Origin of the sequence: Bradyrhizobium sp. USDA 327, assembly GCF_041262065.1 — a bacterium.
GTDB lineage: Bacteria > Pseudomonadota > Alphaproteobacteria > Rhizobiales > Xanthobacteraceae > Bradyrhizobium > Bradyrhizobium liaoningense.
Genome location: NZ_JBGCCW010000001.1, coordinates 5,645,430 through 5,660,738 on the forward strand (window position 1 = coordinate 5,645,430; position 15,309 = coordinate 5,660,738).

Sequence of the window (15,309 nt, forward strand, 5' to 3'; positions counted from 1 at the left end):
CGGAGCAACGCTTACCAACAGCGCGTCAACTCGACGTGCCGCCGGTTAGTCAAAGAAGGGAAGATCATCCGGAAGGGCGAAGGAGGTCAGAATGATCCCTTCAGATACTACCTCCCCCCGTTTCCGCGACGGATTTGACGGGCCGACACCAAGCGGCGATACCCGGCTCTAACTTGGTCGGCGATGGAAAGAGAGAAGACGAGGCCAGCTAAGTTACTGAAATCGCTGGCGCTCCCTAGGGGAATCGAACCCCTGTTTCAGCCTTGAGAGGGCCGCGTCCTAACCGCTAGACGAAGGGAGCGTGAGGGCTAGCCAATAACCTCGAAATTTGTCCGCTGCAAGGACCCCGACCGGCCTTTTACGGCTCGTTGGCAAATTTCAGCTTTCCGGCCGGCTTCAGGGTGTGGACGTCGAAGGTGCGGATCTCGGTGATGCCGCCGACGTCCAGCGTGACCACGAGCCGGTCCCCGGCGACGCCGGTCGCGACGATCCTGGCGCCCTTCGGCAGGGTGGCGGTGACGTCGCCCACCGGTTCGGGCGCCCTTCCCTCCGACTTGAAAAGGCGGTAGCCCACCGCGATCAGCACGGCGCAGATCGCCAGCGCCGTGGTCAACCCCGCGATCAGCATCATCCGCCGCACCCGCGCGAACAGCGCGGCCTGCTCGGGGGTCGGTTCGGGAACAGCGGTATCAGACGTCGTCATGGAAAGCTCTGGGTCTGCGCAAAGGTTGGAGGTCGTGGTCGCCGGCGACGAGGGCTCGACCCGGCTCGACCGCGTGCTGGCGGCGCGCCGGCCGGAGCTGTCGCGATCGAGGCTGAAGGCCCTGATCCTGGCGGGCGCAGTGCACCTGAAGGCCTCCGCGGTCCGCGACCCCGCTTATCACGTCAATCCCGGCGATACGATCATAATCGACGTGCCGGAGGCGGCGCCCGCCGAGCCCAAAGGGGAGGAGATCGCCCTCGATATCGTGTTCGAGGACGACGACATCATCGTCATCAACAAGCCGAAGGGGCTGGTGGTGCACCCCGCGGCCGGGCACGAGACCGGCACCCTGGTCAACGCGCTGATCGCCCATTGCGGCGCCTCGCTGTCGGGCATCGGCGGGGTGCGCCGGCCCGGCATCGTGCACCGGCTCGACAAGGACACGACGGGGCTGATGGTGGTCGCCAAGAACGACCTCGCACATGCCTCGCTATCGGCTCAATTCGCCGACCACGGCCGCACCGGCGAGATGCGGCGCGGCTACATGGCCTTCGCCTGGGGGGTGCCGAACCGGCATCGCGGCACGGTGGACGCGCCGATCGATCGCCACCCGCATGCACGCGAGAAGATGGCGGTGCGCCAGGGCGGCCGCGAGGCGGTGACGCATTGGGAGATCCTGGAGAGCTTTGCCGGTCGCGACGGCAAGCCGGTCGCCGCGCTGCTCGCCTGCGAGCTCGAGACCGGCCGCACCCATCAGATCCGCGTCCACCTCGCCCATATCGGCCACCCCCTGATGGGCGATGCCGTCTATGGCCCGCATTTCAAGACCAAGGCCAACCAGCTCGGCCCTGAGGCGCAGGCCGCTTTGGCGGCGCTGGGGCGGCAGGCCTTACATGCTTACCTGCTGGTATTGCAGCACCCGAGAACAGGAGAATTACTGCACTGGGAGGCGGCTCTGCCGGAGGATTTGCTTCTCCTCGAACGCGCCCTCAAAGCGGCGCTATGACGCAGGCCGCTTCAGAAAGCCTTTACATTACAAAAAGTTATAGCTGCCACACGGGGACGTGACGTCAGCAATCCTTCCCTTTTCGACCCCCGATGAGGTATATTGCGCCTGCGTTGAAATGACCAACGCGGAACATCGCAGCTACGGTCGGCTTTAACACAGCGGTCGTCTGCCTGGCCCGCCGCTATCGGGGGCCTGAACCTTTTTGGAGGGCGCACTATGGCCCGTACCGCTGCTTTGCCGGTCCTCAATGGAGAATCCGGCCTTTCTCGCTACCTCGCCGAGATCCGCAAATTTCCGATGCTGGAGCCCCAGCAGGAATACATGCTCGCCAAGCGTTGGCGCGAGCATGACGATCGCGACGCGGCGCACCAACTCGTCACCAGCCACCTCCGCCTCGTGGCCAAGATCGCCATGGGCTATCGCGGCTACGGCCTGCCGATCTCCGAGGTCGTCTCGGAAGGCAATGTCGGCCTGATGCAGGCGGTGAAGCGTTTCGAACCCGAGAAGGGGTTCCGTCTCGCCACCTACGCCATGTGGTGGATCAAGGCGTCGATTCAAGAGTACATTCTGCGTTCCTGGTCGCTCGTTAAGATGGGCACCACCGCGAACCAGAAGAAGCTGTTCTTCAACCTGCGCAAGGCGAAGAGCAAGATCAACGCGCTGGACGAAGGCGATCTCCGCCCCGACCAGGTGAAGATGATTGCCAAGCGCCTCGGCGTCACCGATCAGGACGTGATCGACATGAACCGCCGCCTCGGTGGCGACGCGTCGCTCAACGCTCCGATCCGCGACGACGGCGAAGCCGGCGAATGGCAGGACTGGCTGGTCGACAACACGCCCAACCAGGAAGCCCTGATGGCGGAGCACGAGGAGTATGATCACCGCCGTGACGCGCTGAACGGCGCGATGGGCGTGCTCAACCCGCGCGAACGTCGCATCTTCGAGGCGCGCCGCCTCGCCGATGAGCCGATGACGCTGGAAGACCTTGCTGCCGAGTTCGGCGTGTCGCGCGAGCGCGTCCGCCAGATCGAGGTCCGCGCCTTCGAGAAGGTGCAGTCCGCGGTCAAGGGCACGATCGCAAGGCAGGAACAGGCCGCACTGGAAGCCGCGCATTAAGCGGGCTTTCGCCGCGGAGAGAGATTGGCGGATCGAAAGAGACGAAAAGCCGGCGGCAACGCCGGCTTTTTTTGTTGCATGCATGAGACCTGCTCGAGCGATGAGCCTTCAGCGTCATGCCCCGGCTTGACCCGGGCGGTACAGCTGCTCCCGTCATTCCGAGGCGCACCTTTTGGCGCGAGCCCGGAATGACGCCGTCTCACTCCCCCCATTCCCTTGCCATCGTCGCGAGCCCGCAGCCTTCGCAATAGCGCGCGTCCTTGTAGTCGATCCAGTTGTGCGCGTAGACGCGATCGAGCGGGATATCGTAGCGCGTGCGCAGCACCTTGACGAGGATCTTCCAGGCCGCGACCTGGGCTTCGGTCGGGCCCGCCGTCACGTCGGGATAATTGCCGGCGAACTCGACGCCGATCGAGTTGTCGCGCACCACCTGGCGGTAGGTCGAGCTGTTGTCGATGTACTTGTTGTCGTTGCGGTTGGCACCGTCGCCGTGGGTCGGCACCAGGTTCTCGGCGACCGCCCAATAGACCGTGCCGTCGGTCTCGACCCAGACCGTGACGCCGCGCCGCGTCGGATTCTTCGCCTGCGCTTGCGCGCCGCCGCGCGCCGAGCCCGCAGGTCCCTCGGTCTGGTGCACGATGATGTTGCGCCAGGGTCTTGCGTTGCGGACCTCACCCCATGGCGCCAGCCAGACGATCTTCAAGCCGGGAATGTCGGGCGTGCCGGAGGCGCGCGCGAGCTTTGCGAGTTCGGCGTCGGTGGCGGCGGCGGGGGCGATCAGAAGGAGAGCGGCCAAAACCGCCGCGGGCCGGCGAAACATCATCATGGTCCAATGCGGCCCAAGCCTACAGCACGATCCGGAAAAGTGTGCAGCGGTTTTCCGGAAAGATCATGCACAAACGACATCCTGATCGCGTCGCGCTTTGCCAGGCTTTACGCGAATTTCCTCAACGCCGCGACCAACTCCGGCGAAAGCGGCGGGGCAGGATCATGGATCGCGAAATCGTTCTTGCCGTTCTTCTTGGCGGCATAGAGGGCATGGTCGGCATTGGCCATCAGGCGATCCGGGAATTCCCCGATGTCGCGGTCCCACTGCGCGACCCCGATCGAGATCGCGATCGGAATGTCGCTGCCGGTGCAGCTGGCGGCATCCTGACGGCAGACCTCGATCACGCGGCGGGCGATCGCGGCAGCCTCGCGCAGGGACGAGGACGGCAGCACGATGCAGAACTCGTCGCCGCCGGTGCGGGCGAGCATGTCGCCGGGCCGGAGGCGCGTCTGCGCCATCAGGGTGAAGTGCTTCAGGCAGGCATCGCCGGCGGCATGGCCATGGGTGTCGTTGATGGTCTTGAACCCGTCGAGATCGATCAGCAGCAGCGAGAACGGCGCGCCGCTGCGCTCCGAGCGGGCGCATTCCTCGGTCAGGCGCTGCAGCAGATGCCGCCGGTTGGCGACGCCGGTGAGATCGTCGAGCAGCGCGAGGTCGGCAACCTCGTTGCGCAGCCGCTCGATCGCCATCAGCAGACAGGCGAAATTCCAACCCATGGCCAGGAACACCAGGAGCAGGATCATCACGGCCTGCAAGCCGTTGAAGTTGATCGCGGTGATGGCGCCCCCGTAGCCGAGCAGCGCCGCGCCGGAGCGGACGACGTGGATGGACAGGAGCAGAAATCCCACGATCGCAGCGAGGCGAGCGCCGGGATTTTCCCGCCCGTTCTGCTCGCCTAGCAGCAGCGGCAGCGTCAGCAGGATCGGCGTCGATTGCGCCAGCGAGTAGATCACGACCCGCATCGGCATGTCGTCGGCGACGACCAGGAAGAAGGCGAGGCCGGCGCTGCAGAGCAGCGAATGGGCGATCGCCGCCGGCCAGGACACCGGCCGGTGATAGAACCTGATCACCCCCATGCAGGCGAGCCAGGAGGAGAAGATCATCAGGCCGCCGCCGCCGATCAGCGGAAAGCGCGGATCCATCACGTCACGCAGCATCGATATCGCCGCGCCCGCTGCAGCCAGCACCGCCGCCGCCGTCCAGTACCGCGCCGCCTCGAATTTGGGATAGGCGCGCGCCACATAGGCCCAGACCAGGCCCAGCGCCAGGAAGTTGATGACGATGACGGTCCAGAGTGTCGGCACGCTCAGCATGGCGACTGCGGGACGCGCATGGTCCCGCCCTCTTCGTTTGGCAACTGCCCGTACATACCCGCCCCCGTGTTCTTGCGGGCGATCATGTGCGCGGCGCGCTTAATGGAGTCTCACCGCAATCGCGCAAAGTCGGGCATTGGTTTTGGATTGATGAATCCGCGAACGGATTGCGGCATCGTTAATCAAACCTTGCTGCGGAGGAGCGGGCCGCGCCGCGGGAGCGCGGCGAGGCGGATTCGCGGCCAAAACTCACCCGAAGATGCATCTGAGCTGTGGATAACGCAATGACGGAGATATGACAGAGCGGGGCAGCCGGCTCCGAATCTGCTGAGTTTGTCATCGAGGATGTTGCGAGGCTGGCCCTCCGCCGAGCATCCCTCGTGTCGCGTTCCACCATTAACCCTTGAGAGGATACTATGGCTAAGAAAGCGAAGAAGGCGGCGAAGAAGAAGGCGAAAAAGGCCAAGAAGGCGAAGAAGAAGTAACGAGGCTTCTGTTTCTTTGCCCGGGTGGAGTCTCGCTCCGCCCGGGCGTCGGGTAGGATCGGGCGGATTTGAAGGTGGCGGGCAACAGGCCCGCTTTTTTATTGGGTGAGTGTTCGAGGCGCGTTGCCCTGGACAAGCCCGGGCATGACGACCTTTCGAGACGTGACGAAGAACCTACCGCTCCGAAAACGCGAGCTTGGCGCCGAGCGCGGCAAATCCTGCGGCGAAGCTCCGCCGCAGCCAGGCCATGACGCGGGGGCGGGAGATGACGCGCTCGCGCACCGAGGCGGCGCAGAGGCCATAGAGGACGAACACCGCGAACGTCATCGCCATGAAGGCGCCGCTCAATTCCAGCATGCGCGCCAGCACATGGGCCTCGTCCGCCGCGATGAACTGCGGCAGGAAGGCGAGGAAGAAGATCGACAGTTTCGGATTGAGGATGTTGATCAGGAAGCCGGTGACGATGACGCGGCCGCTCGACCGCTCCTTGATCTCGCCATCGACCGCGAGCGTCCCCGTCTCGCGCAGCGCCTGCCAGGACATGTAGAGCAGATAGGCGACGCCGCACCATTTCAGCACGGCGAAGGCGAGCGCGCTGGTGTGGAGCACGGCGGCAAGGCCGAGCATCGCCGCCACCATATGCGGCACGATGCCGAGCGTGCAGCCGAAGGCGGCCGCCATGCTGGCCCGCGAGCCACGAGTCAGCGCCGAGGCGAGCGTGTAGAGCACGCCGGTGCCTGGCGATGCGACGACGATGAGCGAGGTGAGCAGGAAGGACAAGGTCATGGGCGGACCTTATCACCGCGGCTCGCGGTGAGAAAGCGCGCCCGCGGGGGCAGCCGTCAGGACAGCTGAGCGATCTCCGCCTCGCGCAGCACGTCGAGCGGCGCCCAGGGTTTGGCCCAGAACTTGGCGCCATCGGGCAAGGGCTGCTTCAAGGGGCGGCCGGAGGTGACGACGACGTCGAGGTTCGGATTGCGGTGCTTGGCGACGTGCGCGAGCTCGACGCCGTTCATGCGGCCGGCAAGCTGGACGTCGGTCAGCATCAGACAGAGCGCGCCGGCGCTCTTGTCGAGGACGCGCTCGGCGGCCTCCGCGCTTTCGCACTGGATGACCTGGTAGCCGCTCTCTTCCAGGAGAACGCAGAGCATCTCCCGCTGCATGACGTCGTCTTCAACGATCAGCGCGGTCGCGCGAAACGGCTTTGCTTGTCCCATCGGCGGCTCCCAATGCATGCCTCCACAACGCATGTTAAAAACCGAGGCCGGCAACGGTTCGGTTTCATTTCAAAAAAAAGTAACTCATAGTTCCACGATCGGGGGACTTGACGGGGGAATTCATGACGACGATTCGGGGCGCGGCCGCCATCACGGGAGCGGCGAGCGGCATCGGCAGGGCGCTGGCCATCGAGCTGGCGCAGCGCGGCTGCGATCTCGCGCTGGCCGATCGCGACGAGGCCGCATTGAAGGCGCTCGCGGCGGAGATCGGAACAACGCGCAAGGTCAGCGTACATCGCGTCGACGTCGGCGAGCCCGCCGACATCGCGCAGTTCGCAAGCGAAGCGACCACCGCGCATCCCGCCCTCGGCATCGTCGTCAACAATGCCGGCGTGGCGCTCATGGGCTCGTTCGAGGAGATCGACCAGGCGCAGATGGACTGGTTGTTCGACATCAATTTCTGGGGCGTGGTGCACGGCACGCGCGCCTTCCTGCCGCATCTGAAGACGAGGCCAGAGGCGCACCTCGTCAACCTCTCCTCGATCTTCGGCATCATCGCGCCGCCGGGGCAATCGGCCTATGCGGCGGCGAAGTTCGCGGTGCGCGGCTTCTCTGAGAGCGTGCGGCACGAGCTGGCGGTGGCGGGAAGCCAGGTGAAGCTGTCGCTCGTCCATCCAGGCGGCGTCGCCACCGCGATCGCGCGCAACGCGCGCACCGGGGTCGGCGTCACCGACAATGCCCGCCGCGCGCAATCGATCGAGCGGTTCGAGAACGCAGCGAAGACCACGCCGAAGGACGCCGCGCTGCGCATCATCAGAGGCATCGAGAACAACGAGCCGCGCATCCTGATCGGCAACGACGCCCGCTTCATGGACCTGTTGCAGCGCTTCCGACCGGGAACGTACTGGGCGCCGCTGCAGCGGCGACTGGAGAAGATGGCGAAGGGGACGTGAGTTGGGCACGGGACGGCGTCGCCTCACACTCCACTGTCATTCCCTGCGAAAGCGGGGTACGCCGAGTCTTATCGATTGAACCACAACCGCCTCGGAGTACTGGATCGCCCGGTCAAGCCGGGCGATGACACCGTATATGTGGCCCCTCACTGCCCCGCCAGCCGATCCGCGAAATACCCGATCGTCTTGCGATAGACCACCGCCCTGTTCCACTCCCTCATCGCCTCGAAATTCGGCGTGCCTTCATCATAAGGCTGGCCCATCTTGAAGCCGCTGGTGTGCAATAGGTTCGCGGTCGAGGCGAGCACGTCGGGGACGCTGTGGCGGAGATCGACATGGCCGTCGCCGTCGAAATCGACGCCGTACTTGATGTAGGACGACGGCAGGAACTGGGTCTGGCCGATCTCGCCGGCATAGGCGCCGATGAGGTCGCGCAGCGGCAGGTCGCCGCGCTGCACGATCTTGAGCGCAGCGAGCAGCTCGCCCTGGAACAGGTCGGTGCGGCGGCAATCATGCGCGAGCGTCGCCAGCGTGCGGATCACCGGCAGCTTGCCGGTGTCGCCCTTGCCGAAATCGCTCTCCAGCCCCCAGATCGCGACCAAGATATAGCGGGGCACGCCGAACTGCTGCTCGATGCGGGAGAGCAGCGCGGCGTGACGCTGGAGCATCGCGCGGCCGCCATTGATGCGGCCGGGACCGACACGGGTCGAGACGTACTGCTCGAAGCTCTTCTTAAAGGTGTAGCGCTGGCGCCGGTCGAAGGCGAGCACAGCAGCGTCCTGGGTCACGCCGCCGAGCGCCGCATTGGTCACGCCCGCCGAGACGCCGGCGGCCTGCGCTTCCTGCGCCATGCTGGCGACAAAACTGTCGAAATCGCCGCCGCAGCGGGCGGCCTGCGCCGACCCGCCGGCCAGACAAACGACGAAGGCGGCGGCGAGAAGCGGTCTCAGCATGTGCGGCAGTTCCCCAAATTCCTTGCGCGAAGCAGCTCGCGATCATGCCCGGGAACGCAGCGAGGGTCAAAGCGGCAGGCTTGATCCGCATCAATCCATCTCACGCCGTGCTTTCTAGATTGAGGCAAACAGGAGAACCGCACATGACCGGAATCACCTTGACCGCTGAGCAGATCCGCAATGCCCCCGCTCCGGTGCGGCAATGGATCGAGCAGGAGGTGATCGCCACACTCGGGCTTGCGCCACGGACACCGGAGGCCGCGCCGCCACCACAGGCGGCCCATCTCGTCGCCTGCAGCGTGGAAGAGATGGCCGGCGTGCTCGAGCACATCCGCGGCGCACTTCCTGCGGTGAACGTGCTGTTCGAACTCGGCCGCCCCGGCATCAGCTTCGGCCGCCCCGCGGTGATGACGTTCCGCCTGATGGACATCCTGCATCACACGCGCCTGCAGGACGTCGGCCAGGTGATGACATGCCTCGAGATGATCAACCATGCGCTGACCGAGGTGAAGAAGGACCCGACGGTGCGGTTCTGCGGCTTCGACAATGAGGGGCACTGCCTGATCGCGCCGCAGACGCAGGCGAGCATCGCAACGCTGTGGCAGACCATGATGGAGCGCCAACAGGCGGCGCAGGCAAGCGAGGCGGGCAACCGGGTCGCGCCGGCGGCATGAGACGGACGGCGGCGGGTTTCCGAACGATCGAGTTCCAAAGGTCGAGACGCAGCTGTACGAGATGAGTGGTCGCGCCACACCCTCCTTTGGTCATTCCGGGGCGCGCGTAGCGCGAACCCAGAATCTATCGGGCGGCAGAGACGGTCGATGAATGGATTCTCAGGTGCGCAATTGCGCACCATAGCTCGCGTTTCGCGCGCCCTGGAATGACGGATGAGAGAGTTGGCATTATGATATCTCTACTTGCGCCGCGCAGTCAGTCGATGCGTTGAGCCCGCACGAGGCCATCAGCTATGCCGATCCCCGCCCTCCTCCGCATTCCGCTGTTCCGCCTGCTCGCCATCAACCTCGCGATCGGCGCCTGCGCCGCCGCGCTGCTGGTCGGCGGCCTGCTCTGGCTCAATCCCGGACATCTGCGCGAGCTGATCTTCGCCGACCGCGCGCCCGGCGTGGCGCTTCTCCTGCTGCTCGCCTCCTTCCTCATCACCTTCGGATCGGCCGCGATGGGCAGCGCGATCATGGCGCAGGGGCGCAAGGAGGACGCCGACAAGAGCGGCGGGCACGGGTCGCGGCTCGCCGTGCAGGTGTTGACGCAGCGCACACACACGCATTGAGATACGCGCTGGGAAGGATGGCACCGGCTTTGCTTTTGCGATCACAGAGCACGCAGACGGGAATACGTGCAGGCAAACGCACTTTCCTACCGAGCGCGTCGCTCTCGCAGCGTCGCAAGAGCAAGCGAGATGAACAAAGTGATTTGGCAGTCCGAAGCACTGTCTCGATGTATGGCCACGTCGCACATCGGAACAAACGCATATCTGATGCGCTCGCTGCGACATCGACACCACCACGATTTGCCTTGCCATCGCAGCGCGCCTTCTATAGTCTTCTATTTTAAGTTGTCGCCCTGCCAGCCCCGGGCGACGGTGAAGACCAAGATAAACGGCGGGCTTCGGGCCCGCCGTTTATTGGAGGCGAAAGTCTCCTCGAAGGGTCGCAGCGGATCTCTGGCTCCTCCCCGCATCAAGTACCTTCACAGCCGCGTCAAGCCTGCCGCGTTCGGTCACGGCGGTGGTCGATCACCGCCAAAGTCATTTGACTGCGGCGCGGCTATCGACGAAAAGCCGCCATGGCCAAGAAACCCGGAACCAATCCCAAAGGCGAATTCGCCTTCTTCAACGTCGTCTATGAAGACGATTCCCAACGCTCCAATCGCCGCGTGCCCGCCGAACTCCTCGGCGGCCTCGACGGCGACGAACCCGCCCGCGGCTTCATCATGGAGCAGGACCGCGAGATCGCCGAGAAGAGCGGCCGCCCGCCGCTGGAGATCAAACGGCTCGAGCGGGTCGGGGCGAAGAAGAAATAGCTCGGTGGACGCGTGATACTCGAAACTCCAGCACAAACAAAAACGGCGGGCTTTCGGCCCGCCGTTTTCGTTTGGATGGATGCCCGGATCGAGCCCAGGCGATCCGAATTAGTTGTCCAGGAACGACCGCAGCTTCCGCGACCGCGACGGATGCTTCAGCTTGCGCAGCGCCTTCGCTTCGATCTGGCGGATGCGTTCGCGCGTCACGCTGAACTGCTGGCCGACTTCTTCCAGCGTGTGGTCGGTGTTCATGCCGATGCCGAAGCGCATGCGCAGGACGCGTTCTTCGCGCGGCGTCAGGGACGCCAGCACGCGCGTCGTGGTTTCGCGCAGGTTGGACTGGATCGCGGCGTCGATCGGCAGGATCGCGTTCTTGTCCTCGATGAAATCGCCGAGATGTGAATCCTCCTCGTCACCGACGGGCGTCTCCAGCGACAGCGGCTCCTTGGCGATCTTGAGGACCTTGCGGACCTTCTCCAGGGGCATGCCGAGCTTTTCGGCGAGCTCTTCTGGCGTCGGCTCGCGGCCGATCTCGTTGAGCATCTGGCGGGACGTGCGCACGATCTTGTTGATCGTCTCGATCATGTGCACCGGGATGCGGATGGTACGGGCCTGGTCGGCGATGCTGCGGGTGATCGCCTGCCGGATCCACCACGTGGCGTAGGTGGAGAACTTGTAGCCGCGGCGGTACTCGAACTTGTCGACCGCCTTCATCAGGCCGATGTTGCCTTCCTGGATCAGGTCGAGGAACTGCAGGCCGCGATTGGTGTACTTCTTGGCGATCGAGATCACGAGACGGAGGTTGGCTTCCACCATCTCCTTCTTGGCCTGACGGGCCTCGCGCTCGCCCTTCTGCACGGAGTGCACGATCTTGCGGAACTCGACGATCTCGAGGCCGGTGAGCGCGGCGAGCTGATGCACCTCGTGGCGAAGGTCCTTGATGCGGTCCTTCTCGTGATGGACGAAATTCTTCCAGCCTTTTGCGGAAAGTTTCGAGACGCGGTTGAGCCAGCGCGGATCGAGCTCCGATCCGGTGTAGTTGCGCAAAAAGTCCTCGCGCGCGACGCCGTGGCTGTCGGCAAGGCGCATCAGACGGCCCTCATGCGAGACGAGGCGCTTGTTGATGTCGTAGAGCTGCTCGACGAGGCTGTCGATACGCGCCTGGTTGAGGCGCAGCGACTTCACCTCGACGATGATCTCGTCCTTCAGCTTCTTGTACTTGCGCTCCTGGTGCGGCGAGAGCGACTCGTTCTGGAGCTGGTTCTGGATGTCCTGCTCCTGAAGCTTGCGCAGCTTCTTGTAGCTGTCGGCGATCTTGTCGAAGATCTCGACCACCTTCGGCTTGAGCTCGGCCTCGATCGCCGCGAGCGACATCTGGTTCTCGAACTCGTCGTCGTCCATGTCGGCTTCGGCGGCGGCCTCGCCCGGATCCTTCTCCTCGCCGGCCTCGGCGCCAGCGGCGGCAGGCGCGGCACGGAACGGGGTCGGCGCCGGCGGCGCCGCAGGCGGCGCCACATGCGCGGGCGCAGCGGTGGAGACGGCGGCGGCCTCGCCGCCCTCGGCCGAAGCTTCACCGCCCTCGCCGCTGGGGCCAGCGATCATCGCGGTGTTCATGCCGCCCTTGGCGTCCGGGCCGGCATAGGTCGCTTCGAGATCGATGATGTCGCGAAGGAAGATCTTGCCTTCGTTGAGCTCGTCGCGCCAGATGATGATGGCCTGGAAGGTCAGCGGGCTTTCGCACAGCCCTGCGATCATCGCCTCGCGGCCGGCCTCGATGCGCTTGGCGATCGCGATTTCGCCTTCGCGGGAGAGCAGCTCGACCGTGCCCATCTCGCGCAGATACATGCGCACGGGATCGTCGGTGCGCTCGCCCGGCTCGCTCTTCTTGACCTCGGTGACGGCCTTCTGGGTGACCTCGACGAGCTCGTTATCGGTCTCGTCGTCGGCCTCGTCCTTCTCCTCCTCGCCTTCGGTGTCGTCGGCTTCGGTGACGTTGATGCCCATGTCCGAGAGCATCGACATGATGTCCTCGATCTGTTCGGGCGAGGTCTGGTCGGACGGCAAGACTTCGTTGAGCTGATCGAAGGTCACGAAGCCGCGCTTCTTGGCCTGCTTGATCATCTTCTTCACGGCGGCGTCGGACAGGTCGAGCAAGGGCGAGGGCGCGTCCTGGGAGTCCTTCTCCGGCGCGTCCGCTGCCTTGTCGTCCTTTTCCTTGTCCTTCGCCTGCAGCGTCTTTGCCTTGGTGGCCATCCATTGCTCCTAAACGCGCTTCATGCGAGACGCCCGCCGCGCCTGCCTGAATTCACTTGAACCTGTTGCTCGACGCTCTCGCTTCGGCAGCTCTCGACACGGAAAGGGCGGCGCACAAACCTCTCGCCACCCCCAACTTTCTCTCGCCGGAATTGCCTAACGCTTCGTCAGCCTCTTTGTCGCGGCGGATGCAGGTGTAGTGCCAACAGCGATTGCGCGGATTCATTCCTGACGCGTCTGTTCTGCCTGCGGCCGCCTCTGGGCCAAAGTGCTACAAGACCGTTAAGCCTCGATTAACCCTGTTTCTGCCGCCAAACCTTGGATTTGGCGAGTCTTTTAGCGGTTCCGGCCCCGTCCGTCCGCATGATTCTTTCATCACACGCTCTTCTGAAGCCGGCCCGACAATTCGCCAAAACCCTCGATCAGGGCCTCGGTGCCGTCGACCTCGGCCATCCGAGCCTTGACGTCAAGCAGCCATGCCAAATTGGCCTCGCTGGGATCCTCCCCCAAGGCCAGCTCGGCGTCCTTCAGCTCCCTAAGTAGTGAATGCCATTGCCGATGCAAGACAACGAGTTGGTGCCAGGTCGCAAGAACGTCATCCCGCGCCGCGCCTTCGCGGGCCCCCCACACCGCCTGGGTCGTGATACCATTCTCAACCCTTTGAAGAGCTTGGGAAAATCCACCCCGTTCGAGATCGCTACGCATCTTTTCGGCCAGCTCGCCGGGCTCCGGCAAGTGGTGGTGGTCGTTGGCGAAGGCGGCGATGATGCCGGCCCGGAGCTTGTGGGCCTCGGGATGGGCGAGTTCCAGGGCGGCGACCTCCTCGAGGTGCTCATGCAGCAGCCAGGGGTGGTTGATCAGGCATTGCAGGATGAGGGCTTCCCGGCGGGACATGGCGCTGCGCTGGCCCTTCATGATCGGGCTTGCCGCCAGCTGGGGGCTCGCCGCCTGGTAGGGGCCGGACGGGATCGGGGTCGGGCCGGGGACGCCGCGGCGGCCGCCGCCAAATCCCTGGCCGCCAAACCCCTGGCCGCCGAATCGATTCGCACTTCCCCCTGCCCGCGGCTGGAACGGCCGGCCGCCGCCGGAGCGGAAATTGCCCCGGCCGCCAAAGCCGCGCCCACCTTCGGGCGCGAAGGTGCGCTGCAGCCGCTCGACGAACTCGTCGCGATAATAGCGCCGCACCACCTCGTCACGGATGCCGTTCGTGAGCTCCTTGATGCGCGCTTCCAGCGCGGCACGACGTTCGGGCGTGGCGAAATTGCCGCCTTCGAGCTCGCGCGACCAGATCATGTCGGCAAGCGGCCGCGCCGCCCCGATCACCTCCTCGATCGCGCCGCGCCCGCCGGAGCGCACGAGATCGTCGGGGTCCTGCCCCTCAGGCAGCAGCGCAAAGCGAAGGCTCTTGCCGGGGCTGAGGAACGGCAGCGCGAGATCGGCGGCACGGTAGGCCGCCTTCTGTCCGGCGCGGTCGCCGTCGAAGCAGAGGATCGGCTCGTCCGCCATCTTCCAGAGCAGCGCGAGCTGGCTTTCGGTGAGCGCGGTGCCGAGCGGCGCCACGCTACCCGCAAAGCCCGCGGTGACCATGGCGATGACGTCGACATAGCCTTCGACCACGATCAGAGCGCTGCCGTCATGCGTGGCTTTGCGCGCGGTCTGGTGATTGTAGAGATTGTCGCCCTTGTGGAAGAGCGGCGTCTCCGGCGAGTTCAGGTATTTTGCCGGAACGTCCTTCTCCAGCGCGCGTCCGCCGAAGGCGATGACGCGGCCGCGCAGATCCGTGATCGGAAACATCACGCGATCGCGGAAGCGGTCGTACGGCACGGGGATGTCGTCACCGCCGATCAACAGGCCGGTCTCGACCATGTCGTCGACGGAGACGCCGAGCTTGCCGAGATGCTCTTTCAGCGCGAAGCGGTCGGGCGGGGCGTAGCCGAGGCGGAACTGCAATTGCGTCGCCGGCGAGATGGCGCGGTCGGCAAGGTAGCCGCGCGCCTTGGCGCCGAGACGCGAGGCCAGCGTCTCCGCGAAGAATTTTGCCGCGAGATCCATGACGTCATGCAGCGACTTGCGCCGCTGCTCGTGCCGCGCCGCATCAGGAGTCACCGCCGGCAGCGGCAGGCCCGCCATGTTGGCGAGCCGCTCGACGGCCTCGGCGAACGGCAGACCGTCGGTCTCCATCACGAAGGTGATGATGTCGCCGTGCTTGCCGGAGGAGAAGTCGTGGTAAAAACCCTTCTGGTCGTTGACGTAGAAGGACGGCGTCTTCTCCTGCTGGAACGGCGACAGCCCCTTCCACTCCCGCCCCGCCTTCTTCAACTTGACGCGCTTGCCCACGACTTCGGAGACCGAAAGCCGGGCACGAAGCTCGTCCAGGAACTGGGGCGTGAAGCGCATGGGCTGTGTGTAGCGCGAAACCGGGTGAGTCGGGCGAAGGA

Annotated in this window: 14 protein-coding genes and 1 tRNA gene; 6 read left to right on the forward strand and 9 right to left on the reverse strand. The window is 65.0% G+C overall.

Going from position 1 to position 15,309, the window contains the following annotated elements; all coding sequences use genetic code 11:
* Positions 1-226 precede the first annotated feature (226 nt).
* Together ABIA42_RS26590 and ABIA42_RS26595 are read right to left on the reverse strand one after the other, a co-directional pair.
* Positions 227-301: transfer RNA gene (locus ABIA42_RS26590), tRNA-Glu, on the reverse strand.
* 57 nt (positions 302-358) lie between these two features.
* Positions 359-703 (reverse strand): hypothetical protein, encoded by a 345-nt coding sequence (locus tag ABIA42_RS26595; protein ID WP_370119550.1) that lies wholly within the window; start codon positions 701-703, stop codon positions 359-361.
* Between ABIA42_RS26595 and ABIA42_RS26600 the strand changes: the two genes are divergently transcribed.
* Together ABIA42_RS26600 and rpoH are read left to right on the forward strand one after the other, a co-directional pair.
* Complete coding sequence (locus ABIA42_RS26600) at positions 702-1,709, forward strand: RluA family pseudouridine synthase (RefSeq protein ID WP_370119547.1); 1,008 nt, start codon at positions 702-704, stop codon at positions 1,707-1,709. The two genes, ABIA42_RS26595 and ABIA42_RS26600, sit on opposite strands and share 2 nt — an antisense overlap.
* Before the next feature lie 219 nt (positions 1,710-1,928).
* A complete protein-coding gene (gene rpoH / locus ABIA42_RS26605) occupies positions 1,929-2,828 on the forward strand; it encodes an RNA polymerase sigma factor RpoH (protein ID WP_028178479.1) in 900 nt (299 codons plus the stop codon).
* A 199-nt stretch (positions 2,829-3,027) separates the two neighbouring features.
* Here rpoH and ABIA42_RS26610 read toward each other — a convergent pair whose 3' ends face one another.
* The 4 genes from ABIA42_RS26610 to ABIA42_RS26625 form a co-directional block, all read right to left on the reverse strand.
* Positions 3,028-3,654 (reverse strand): N-acetylmuramoyl-L-alanine amidase, encoded by a 627-nt coding sequence (locus ABIA42_RS26610; RefSeq protein WP_370119544.1) that lies wholly within the window; start codon positions 3,652-3,654, stop codon positions 3,028-3,030.
* 107 nt (positions 3,655-3,761) lie between these two features.
* Positions 3,762-4,970 carry a GGDEF domain-containing protein gene (locus ABIA42_RS26615; protein WP_370119541.1) on the reverse strand — a complete coding sequence of 403 codons (1,209 nt, stop codon included), beginning with the start codon at positions 4,968-4,970 and terminating at the stop codon, positions 3,762-3,764.
* 659 nt (positions 4,971-5,629) lie between these two features.
* Positions 5,630-6,241 (reverse strand): LysE family translocator, encoded by a 612-nt coding sequence (locus ABIA42_RS26620; protein WP_028178482.1) that lies wholly within the window; start codon positions 6,239-6,241, stop codon positions 5,630-5,632.
* A gap of 56 nt (positions 6,242-6,297) precedes the next feature.
* Positions 6,298-6,672, reverse strand: coding sequence for a response regulator (locus ABIA42_RS26625; RefSeq protein ID WP_271532211.1), 375 nt, complete (start codon positions 6,670-6,672; stop codon positions 6,298-6,300).
* 122 nt (positions 6,673-6,794) lie between these two features.
* Here ABIA42_RS26625 and ABIA42_RS26630 point away from each other — a divergent pair, with 122 nt between their 5' ends.
* Positions 6,795-7,625, forward strand: coding sequence for an SDR family NAD(P)-dependent oxidoreductase (locus ABIA42_RS26630; protein ID WP_370119537.1), 831 nt, complete (start codon positions 6,795-6,797; stop codon positions 7,623-7,625).
* Positions 7,626-7,771: 146 nt separating this feature from the next.
* On the opposite strand, the gene ABIA42_RS26635 is transcribed toward ABIA42_RS26630, so the two are convergent.
* Positions 7,772-8,578 carry a lytic transglycosylase domain-containing protein gene (locus tag ABIA42_RS26635; protein ID WP_271532207.1) on the reverse strand — a complete coding sequence of 269 codons (807 nt, stop codon included), beginning with the start codon at positions 8,576-8,578 and terminating at the stop codon, positions 7,772-7,774.
* A 143-nt stretch (positions 8,579-8,721) separates the two neighbouring features.
* Here ABIA42_RS26635 and ABIA42_RS26640 point away from each other — a divergent pair, with 143 nt between their 5' ends.
* The 3 genes from ABIA42_RS26640 to ABIA42_RS26650 all read left to right on the forward strand — a co-directional run bounded on the left by ABIA42_RS26640 (position 8,722) and on the right by ABIA42_RS26650 (position 10,618).
* A complete protein-coding gene (locus ABIA42_RS26640) occupies positions 8,722-9,252 on the forward strand; it encodes a hypothetical protein (RefSeq protein ID WP_370119534.1) in 531 nt (176 codons plus the stop codon).
* Between the two features lie 293 nt (positions 9,253-9,545).
* A complete protein-coding gene (locus tag ABIA42_RS26645) occupies positions 9,546-9,866 on the forward strand; it encodes a hypothetical protein (RefSeq protein WP_271532203.1) in 321 nt (106 codons plus the stop codon).
* A 515-nt stretch (positions 9,867-10,381) separates the two neighbouring features.
* Entirely contained in the window at positions 10,382-10,618 is a 237-nt protein-coding gene (locus tag ABIA42_RS26650; protein WP_271532201.1) for a hypothetical protein, read from the forward strand.
* A gap of 108 nt (positions 10,619-10,726) precedes the next feature.
* Here ABIA42_RS26650 and rpoD read toward each other — a convergent pair whose 3' ends face one another.
* A complete protein-coding gene (gene rpoD, locus ABIA42_RS26655; protein WP_370119531.1) occupies positions 10,727-12,871 on the reverse strand; it encodes an RNA polymerase sigma factor RpoD in 2,145 nt (714 codons plus the stop codon).
* A 375-nt stretch (positions 12,872-13,246) separates the two neighbouring features.
* Complete coding sequence (gene dnaG, locus ABIA42_RS26660; RefSeq protein WP_370119528.1) at positions 13,247-15,268, reverse strand: DNA primase; 2,022 nt, start codon at positions 15,266-15,268, stop codon at positions 13,247-13,249.
* Positions 15,269-15,309: the final 41 nt, after the last annotated feature.

Coding starts and splice junctions, on each gene's coding strand:
- ABIA42_RS26630 (WP_370119537.1), top strand. CDS start 6,795: ATGACGACGATTCGGGGCGCGGCCGCCATCACGGGAGCGGCGAGCGGC.
- ABIA42_RS26625 (WP_271532211.1), bottom strand. CDS start 6,672: ATGGGACAAGCAAAGCCGTTTCGCGCGACCGCGCTGATCGTTGAAGAC.
- ABIA42_RS26615 (WP_370119541.1), bottom strand. CDS start 4,970: ATGCTGAGCGTGCCGACACTCTGGACCGTCATCGTCATCAACTTCCTG.
- rpoD (WP_370119531.1), bottom strand. CDS start 12,871: ATGGCCACCAAGGCAAAGACGCTGCAGGCGAAGGACAAGGAAAAGGAC.
- ABIA42_RS26640 (WP_370119534.1), top strand. CDS start 8,722: ATGACCGGAATCACCTTGACCGCTGAGCAGATCCGCAATGCCCCCGCT.
- ABIA42_RS26595 (WP_370119550.1), bottom strand. CDS start 703: ATGACGACGTCTGATACCGCTGTTCCCGAACCGACCCCCGAGCAGGCC.
- rpoH (WP_028178479.1), top strand. CDS start 1,929: ATGGCCCGTACCGCTGCTTTGCCGGTCCTCAATGGAGAATCCGGCCTT.
- ABIA42_RS26635 (WP_271532207.1), bottom strand. CDS start 8,578: ATGCTGAGACCGCTTCTCGCCGCCGCCTTCGTCGTTTGTCTGGCCGGC.
- ABIA42_RS26600 (WP_370119547.1), top strand. CDS start 702: ATGGAAAGCTCTGGGTCTGCGCAAAGGTTGGAGGTCGTGGTCGCCGGC.
- ABIA42_RS26620 (WP_028178482.1), bottom strand. CDS start 6,241: ATGACCTTGTCCTTCCTGCTCACCTCGCTCATCGTCGTCGCATCGCCA.
- ABIA42_RS26610 (WP_370119544.1), bottom strand. CDS start 3,654: ATGATGATGTTTCGCCGGCCCGCGGCGGTTTTGGCCGCTCTCCTTCTG.
- dnaG (WP_370119528.1), bottom strand. CDS start 15,268: ATGCGCTTCACGCCCCAGTTCCTGGACGAGCTTCGTGCCCGGCTTTCG.
- ABIA42_RS26650 (WP_271532201.1), top strand. CDS start 10,382: ATGGCCAAGAAACCCGGAACCAATCCCAAAGGCGAATTCGCCTTCTTC.
- ABIA42_RS26645 (WP_271532203.1), top strand. CDS start 9,546: ATGCCGATCCCCGCCCTCCTCCGCATTCCGCTGTTCCGCCTGCTCGCC.